The organism is Neisseria sp. P0001.S005, from assembly GCF_051963715.1.
In genome coordinates this window covers 1-7,042 of the sequence record NZ_JBQCTZ010000176.1, presented here as the reverse complement: position 1 = coordinate 7,042, position 7,042 = coordinate 1, and the positions used below count along the sequence as shown (strand labels likewise).

The 7,042-nt window shown below is 51.3% G+C and carries 6 protein-coding genes, 1 pseudogene and 1 riboswitch; of the genes and pseudogenes, 3 read left to right on the top strand and 4 right to left on the bottom strand.

What is annotated here, in order from left to right; all coding sequences use genetic code 11:
- Positions 1–155: pseudogene (locus ACTHSP_RS15935) on the bottom strand (preQ(1) synthase); the annotation flags it as partial.
- 3 nt (positions 156–158) lie between these two features.
- A riboswitch (PreQ1 riboswitch) is annotated at positions 159–203 on the bottom strand.
- A gap of 148 nt (positions 204–351) precedes the next feature.
- On the opposite strand from ACTHSP_RS15935, the gene rfaQ reads away from it, so the two are divergent.
- A complete protein-coding gene (gene rfaQ / locus ACTHSP_RS15930) occupies positions 352–1,434 on the top strand; it encodes a putative lipopolysaccharide heptosyltransferase III (protein WP_154954189.1) in 1,083 nt (360 codons plus the stop codon).
- A gap of 6 nt (positions 1,435–1,440) precedes the next feature.
- Here rfaQ and ACTHSP_RS15925 read toward each other — a convergent pair whose 3' ends face one another.
- Entirely contained in the window at positions 1,441–2,421 is a 981-nt protein-coding gene (locus ACTHSP_RS15925) for a hypothetical protein (protein WP_049351137.1), read from the bottom strand.
- 364 nt (positions 2,422–2,785) lie between these two features.
- Here ACTHSP_RS15925 and ACTHSP_RS15920 point away from each other — a divergent pair, with 364 nt between their 5' ends.
- On the top strand, positions 2,786–4,081 hold the full coding sequence (locus ACTHSP_RS15920; RefSeq protein WP_049351138.1) for a peptidoglycan DD-metalloendopeptidase family protein: 1,296 nt from the start codon (positions 2,786–2,788) through the stop codon (positions 4,079–4,081).
- Between the two features lie 96 nt (positions 4,082–4,177).
- Complete coding sequence (pncB, locus tag ACTHSP_RS15915; RefSeq protein ID WP_049351139.1) at positions 4,178–5,398, top strand: nicotinate phosphoribosyltransferase; 1,221 nt, start codon at positions 4,178–4,180, stop codon at positions 5,396–5,398.
- Positions 5,399–5,437: 39 nt separating this feature from the next.
- On the opposite strand, the gene mtgA is transcribed toward pncB, so the two are convergent.
- Positions 5,438–6,139 carry a monofunctional biosynthetic peptidoglycan transglycosylase gene (gene mtgA / locus ACTHSP_RS15910; protein WP_440346424.1) on the bottom strand — a complete coding sequence of 234 codons (702 nt, stop codon included), beginning with the start codon at positions 6,137–6,139 and terminating at the stop codon, positions 5,438–5,440.
- A gap of 2 nt (positions 6,140–6,141) precedes the next feature.
- The gene (aroE, locus tag ACTHSP_RS15905; RefSeq protein WP_049351140.1) at positions 6,142–6,951 is read right to left on the bottom strand and encodes a shikimate dehydrogenase; all 810 of its coding nucleotides are present in this window, start codon (positions 6,949–6,951) and stop codon (positions 6,142–6,144) included.
- Between the last annotated feature and the right edge of the window lie 91 nt (positions 6,952–7,042).

Genomic DNA, 7,042 nt, shown 5'->3' with positions numbered 1-7,042 from the left:
GTGAACTCGGGGCAGACGAATTTGACGAAATAGTCGTTGTCGGGATGTTTGTTGTCGAACGCTTCCAAAATTTCAGGTGCGTATTCGCTCGGGTATTGGGTTTTCTGGTTGCCCAAAAGGGAGATGCCTTGCAGCTCTTCGTTGTTGCGGGACATGAGGTTTCCTTAGTTTTTTAATGTGGGAGGTTTTCGAACCACGGTGTGCGGATTGTAATATAAATTGCATGGCTTGTGCGGATTTTATAGCGATGAATCAGCAAGATAGGTTTCAGACGGCCTGTTTTGTATTTTATGAAACCTGTTTTCCGCTTTACAATAGCAGCCAATCAACAGGCCGTCTGAAAGTATTTGTATGTCTTTAGCCCAACCCAAACGTATTCTGATCATCAAATTGCGCCATCATAGCGATGTGCTTTTGAGCACGCCGGTGGTCGATGCGCTGAAAACCCGTTTCCCCGATTGCGAAATCGATATGCTGGTGTATGCCGGTACGGGGCAGCTGATTGCCGATAATCCGCAGATTGCGCAGATTTTTACCATTGATCGAAATTGGAAGAAGCTGGGTGTACTCAAACAGTTGGCGTGTGAGAAAAATCTTTTGTCTAAGCTGAAGGCGCGTGATTACGACTGGGCTTTCAACCTGTCCGACCAATGGCGCGCGGCAATAATCGCCAAACTGTGCGCCCGTTGCAGCGTGGGTTTGGACTGCATCAAGCGCGACGGTTTCTGGTGGCGTTTCTGTCATGATTTTATCAACCATGAGCTTGATACCAGCCATCATATCGTTGAAAACCAGTTGAATATCCTCGCGCCGCTTATCCAGCCGGAAGACGTGGCCGATGCGAGGGTACGCCTTTGGGTGGCACAAGATGCAAGGAAAAGCATGCGGCAGAAATTGCGTGAGCAGGGTTGGAGCGGCGAAGATTATGTGTTGCTGCACCCGGGGGCGCGTTGGCATTTCAAATGTTGGGAAGACGGCAAAAACGCCGCTATCGTACAGCTTCTGCTCAACAGCGGACAGAATGTCGTATTGACTGCTTCTCACAACACTGTCGAGCAATACATGCTTCAGGAAATTATAGGCCGTCTGAATATTCCGGAAGGCAGAAAAGTATATGTGCTGTCCGGATGCTTGAGTCTGCGTGAATTGGCGGCGGCCATTGAGGGCGCCAAGCTGTTTGTCGGTGTCGATTCCGCACCGATGCACATCGCCGCAGCTTTGGATAAACCGCAAATCGCTTTGTTTGGCGCGTCATGGGTGAATAAATGGCGTCCGTATTCCGAAGAGGCCGAGGTCATTTATGCCGGCGATTATGCCGAATTGCCCCATCCTGACAGTATCGACACCAACGATCCGACACGTCTGTTGAAAGCGATTCCGTTGCAGGATGTGTGGGACAAAATTTTGGCCAAATTGGAGGCGTTGGAGGCTTAAAACCGCTTACCACGATCCGTTAAACGTTTTAGCTTTGCGCCAAAATGCCCATTTGGAACGGTGGCCGATTTCCAGCGTGCCGCCGTTTTCGCCGTCTGTAGCAATGTAAACGGTTTTCAGACGGCCTGAAGCGAGTGCGTCCCATAAAGGAGCAAACCAACGAGTTTCCCAGCTTTCCAAAATATCTTTGTATGCCCAAACATCGCCTGTCTGTAAGGTGGAAACCAAGTCGTCCAAAAAGATAAGGCCGTCTGAAACCGCATTGCCTGTTTCTTGAACCATCTCAAACCAAGCCTTCAAATCATATGGCGCATCGAGTTTGGGCTTATCCGAAAAACGCGCCCATGCGCTGTCTGAAGCGACAATATCCGCAGACTGTGTACCGTCCGCGTCATTCCACAGCCACAAACCGTTGATTTCCGGCAATCCTTGTTGTTCACGCGCTTGGTTAATCGGATGCGTGTGGAGAAACATTTGGATTTCCGTCTGCATGGCCAACCAAGACACCGCATCTTTGCCGTGTGCCTGACCGTCCATTTCCGGCTGCCCGCACACATCCAAAACACATTCCGCGCCCCAATCTTCAATCTTCGGCATATTGAGCAGCCACATGCTTTCGCAAAGCGGCTCGAATTGCCAATCTTTATCTTGATAAAACGCCGACAAATCCGCACATAACCGTTGCGCCTCCTCTTTTTGGATGCCGATAAACTCGCCGCTGATAATGTTGACATGGTGCATGCCCATCTGTTGCCAAACCGGAGAGGCAAAAGCGGCTGTGCGGTTTGGGCTTGTGTGGCGTAAACGTTGCACTTGGGTAATGAGGCTGCCGTTCCACAAATGGCGGCCGTAAAATTCAGACGGCCTGAGTGTTTCTTTGCGTAATATGCCGTAACGCAAAAGACGGTTAAAAGCAGGTAAGGCAAGCGCAGGAACGGATTCGTCGGCAAAGCGGTTGAGCGAGGGGAGGGCGAGGGTCAGCTTCATAAGCGCAAATAGATAGGAAAACCGTTATTTTACGCGACAAATGATGCGTTTCGGAACCTTGCTTTTATGCCCTGAAAAAGAGCCGTTCAGACGGCCGGTTTGGAAAAAACGGGCTGTCATGCTAGAATGCAAGGCGTAAATTTCAGAAAAACAGGGTGTAAATCAACACAATAGCCCTGATAATAACGTCAATCTCAAACACGACCTCATTCATTCCGAATGAAAATCTGATTTTCAGATCGGAAAAAAAGACTCAAAGTCCTTTATCCCCAAAACTGTTTAAACCAGCAGGCGGTCGCGGCAGGCCGGATGTGCCGGCATTCTGCAAACTTTAAAAAACAGACCGCCCCATTAAGGATAACGCGTGATTAAAAACAAATATTCCACTCGATTCAAAGCAACCCTCTTAGCGTTTCTGCTGCCGGCTTCAGGCATCATGACCGCATACGCCATTACCGACCCTCAACCTGCACAAACCGATTTCAAAGTCGAGCGTATTTCCGAAGAGCTGCCTGCCGTTTATGTGGAAACCAATACCTATCAATCCAGCTATTGGGTGCAAGAAGCCGTCCAAGCCGGCGACTCTTTGGCAGACGTTTTGACGCGCATGGGTGTCAACCAAGAAGACATCAAGCAAATCATGGCGAAAAACAATGCCAACCTCGACATGAAAAACCTGCGGACCAACCAATCCGTCAACATCCGTATCGATTCTTCAGGCCAAGTGACCGACGTTCAATTCTTTACCGATGAAGAATTGGAACGCAACTTGGTCGCTTTGGAAAAAGTCAAAGGCAAATGGCGCATCTCCAATGCCGAAATCGACATGAAAACCATGCCGACCCTGCGTTCCGTGAAAATCCGCACTTCCGCCATCGGTGATATGCTCCGTGCCGAAATCCCTTCCGAAGTGTATATCCAGCTCAAAGAAATCTTTGCCGATTCGTTCAATATGAGCGACTTGGGCGAAGGCGATACCGTGCGTCTTTTGTACAACAGCATGTATTTCCGCGGCCAGCAAATGGCGGTCGGCGATATTTTGGCGGCTGAAGTGGTTAAAGACGGCAAAACCTACCAAGCCTATTATTACAGCCAAGGCAAAGGCGACGAAGAAAGCGGTAGCTACTACGACCAAAACGGTAAGTCCCTGCAACAAAAAGAAGGCTTTAATACCGAGCCTGTTGCATACACGCGCATTTCTTCCCCGTTCGGCTACCGTGTCCACCCGGTCCTGCATACCGTCCGTATGCACACCGGTATCGACTATGCCGCGCCGACCGGCACCCCGATTAAGGCCGCTGCCGACGGCGAAGTGATTTTCAAAGGTTGGAAAGGCGGCTACGGTAACACCGTGATGATCCGCCATGCCAACGGTGTGGAAACCCTGTACGGCCATATGAGCGCGTTCAGCCCTGCCGACGGCAGAGTCCGTGCCGGCGAAGTGATTGGTTTTGTCGGTACAACCGGCCGTTCGACCGGCCCGCACCTGCACTACGAAGCACGTGTCAACGGCCAGCCGGTCAACCCGACTACCGTCGCCCTGCCGACGCCGAAATTGACCCCGACCAATATGGCCGCGTTCCGCAAACAGCAAAAAGATGCCAGCACAATGTTGTCTACCATCCGTTCTTTGCCGGTTTCCGTAGCGCAGTTGGATTAAATAAGATAAAGGCCGTCTGAATAAGGTTTCTTTCAGACGGCCTTTCCTATTAAAATCGATACCCTCATCAAGCCCACGTTTACTCAGAGAAAACTTATGTCCGCTTATCAGCCCATTATCCAATCCCTGCTTGATACCGATCTGTACAAATTTACCATGCTGCAAGTCGTGTTGCACCAATTCCCGCAAACCCACAGCCTCTACGAATTCCGTTGCCGCAACAAAGAGATGGTGTATCCGCTGGCCGATATTCAAGAAGACTTGGAACGCGAACTCGACTCCCTGTGCCAGCTGCGCTTTACCCATGACGAACTCGACTATCTGCGCAGCCTGCGCTTTATCAAAAGCGACTTTGTCGATTATCTCGAACTTTTCCAACTCCAACGCCGCTTCGTCCAAGTCAGCCCTGATGATCAAGGCCGTCTGAACATCCGCATCGAAGGCCCGATGATACAGGCGATGTTCTTCGAGATTTTCATTCTTGCCATCGTCAACGAACTCTATTTCCGCCGCTTGGAAACGCCTGCCGTCATCAAAGAAGGCGAGCGTCGTTTGCAGGCCAAAGCGCAACAGCTGAAAGAAATTGCAGCTACACAAAATCCGAATGATCCGCCATTCCTTATTTCCGATTTCGGTACGCGCCGCCGCTACACCCTTGCATGGCAGGAACACGTTATCCGCACCTTATTAGAAGCCGCTCCCGACATTGTGCGCGGTACCAGCAATGTTTATCTGGCCAAAAAAATCGGCATCACACCCATCGGCACCATGGCGCATGAGTTCCTCCAAGCCTTCCAAGCCTTGGACGTACGTTTGCGCAATTTCCAAAAAGCCGCGCTGGAAAGCTGGGTACACGAATACCGCGGCGACCTCGGTATCGCCCTGACCGACGTGGTCGGCATGGATGCCTTCTTGCGTGATTTCGACCTGTACTTCGCCAAACTCTTCGACGGCCTGCGCCACGACAGCGGCGATCCTTATGTTTGGGGCGATAAAGCCTACGAGCATTACAAAAAACTCAAAATCGACAGCCGCACCAAAATGCTGACCTTTTCAGACGGCCTCGATATTGAGCGTTCATGGGCGTTGCACCAATACTTCAAAGACCGTTTCAAAACCAGTTTCGGTATCGGTACCAACTTGACCAACGACTTGGGACACACGCCTTTGAACATTGTCTTGAAGCTTGTCGAGTGTAACGGCCAATCCGTCGCCAAGCTCTCCGATTCCCCAGGCAAAACCATGACCACCAACAACACCTTCCTCGCTTACCTGCGCCAAGTGTTTGACGTACCGGAGCCGGAAGAGAAAGCTTAAAAATAAAGGCCGTCTGAAATGTTCAGACGGCCTTTTTGATTAATCCATATCGCTTTCGGGTAGTTCCGCCGAGCCCATGCGGCGTAAGATGATATTGGTTTTGTTGTGTATCCGTTTGCTCTTAGGATGGTCTGCGTAAAACAGCGGAGCCGGAACGCGCGCCGTGAGCTTGGCGGCTTGTTGGCGGGTGAGGGCGGAGGCAGGTTTTTTGTAGAAATACTGGGACGCAGCCTCCGCGCCGAATACGCCGTAGTGCCATTCGATTGAGTTCAGATACAGCTCAAAAATGCGGTCTTTGTCGGTAACGGCTTCCATCATCGCCGTAATCGCCGCTTCTTCGCCTTTGCGGATGTAGCTGCGGCTTTCGTTAAGAAACAGGTTTTTCGCCAGTTGCTGGCTGATGGTCGAACCGCCGGCTTTGACTTCGCCGCTTTGCTTATTGCGTTTCATGGCATATTTGATGCCGTTCCAGTCAAAGCCGCTGTGTTCGGCAAAGTTGGCGTCTTCGGAAGCAATCAGGGCTTTTTTGAGATTGACTGAGATTTGGTCGTAAGGCACCCAGCGGTAATCCAGCTCGACATCGCGGCCTTCTTTTGCAAACTGGCTCATGCGCATGGACATGAAGGCGGTTTTGCTGGGCGCGACGGCGCGGTAAGTAATGATGTTGCCGTACACATAAGCGTTGAAGAAAATGAAGATGCCGATGGGCAGGGCAATCAGCCATTTGATGATGCGGAACATGGTTACAGGGCTTTCATGTATTCGATAACGGGGCGGATATCGGGCGTAAATCCGCGCCAAATATGGTAGGAGGCGGCAGCCTGACCGACCAGCATACCCAGGCCGTCTGAAACTTCGGCCGCGCCGTTGCTTTGGGCAAAGTTCAAAAACGCCTGCGCCGCTTCGCCGTAAACCATATCGTAGGCAAGGCGGCAGTTGCGGAAAATTTCAGGGCTGACGGCAGGAAGCTGACCGCTCAAGCCGCCGGACGTGCCGTTGATGATGATATCAAAACCGCCGTTCAAATCCGCCATCGGGATGGCTTCAATGCCGAAAAGCTGCGCCAATTCCTCGGCTTTGGCGTGGGTACGGTTGGCAATGACGATACGGGCAGGGCGGTGTTCTTTCAAAACTGGAATCACGCCGCGCACCGCGCCGCCTGCGCCCAAAAGCAAAATGGTTTTGCCTTCGATGGCAATATTTTTGACCTGCGTGATGTCGTTGGCCAAACCGATACCATCGGTATTGTCGCCACGTATTCTGCCGTCTTCCAACCACACCAGCGTATTGACCGCGCCGGCCGCTAAAGCGCGGTCGGAATGTTCGTCTGCCAGCGCAAAAGCTTCCTGCTTGAACGGAACGGTTACATTCGCACCTTGCCCACCCTCGGCGCGAAACGCCGCAACAGCCTCGGCAAAGCCGCTGATTTCGGCACAAATGCGCTCATATTCAATGGCTGCGCCTTCTTGCAGCGCAAACTGCTGATGGATTTGCGGCGATTTACTGTGTGCAACGGGATTGCCGAAAACGGCGTAACGCGGGGTGTTGTTCATAAAACGGTCTGAGAAAACAAAAGAAAAGAGTGCTTATTATAGCGGTCTTTATGTTAAGAAAGCGTAATGTAAAATTGTTGACAATTAAACA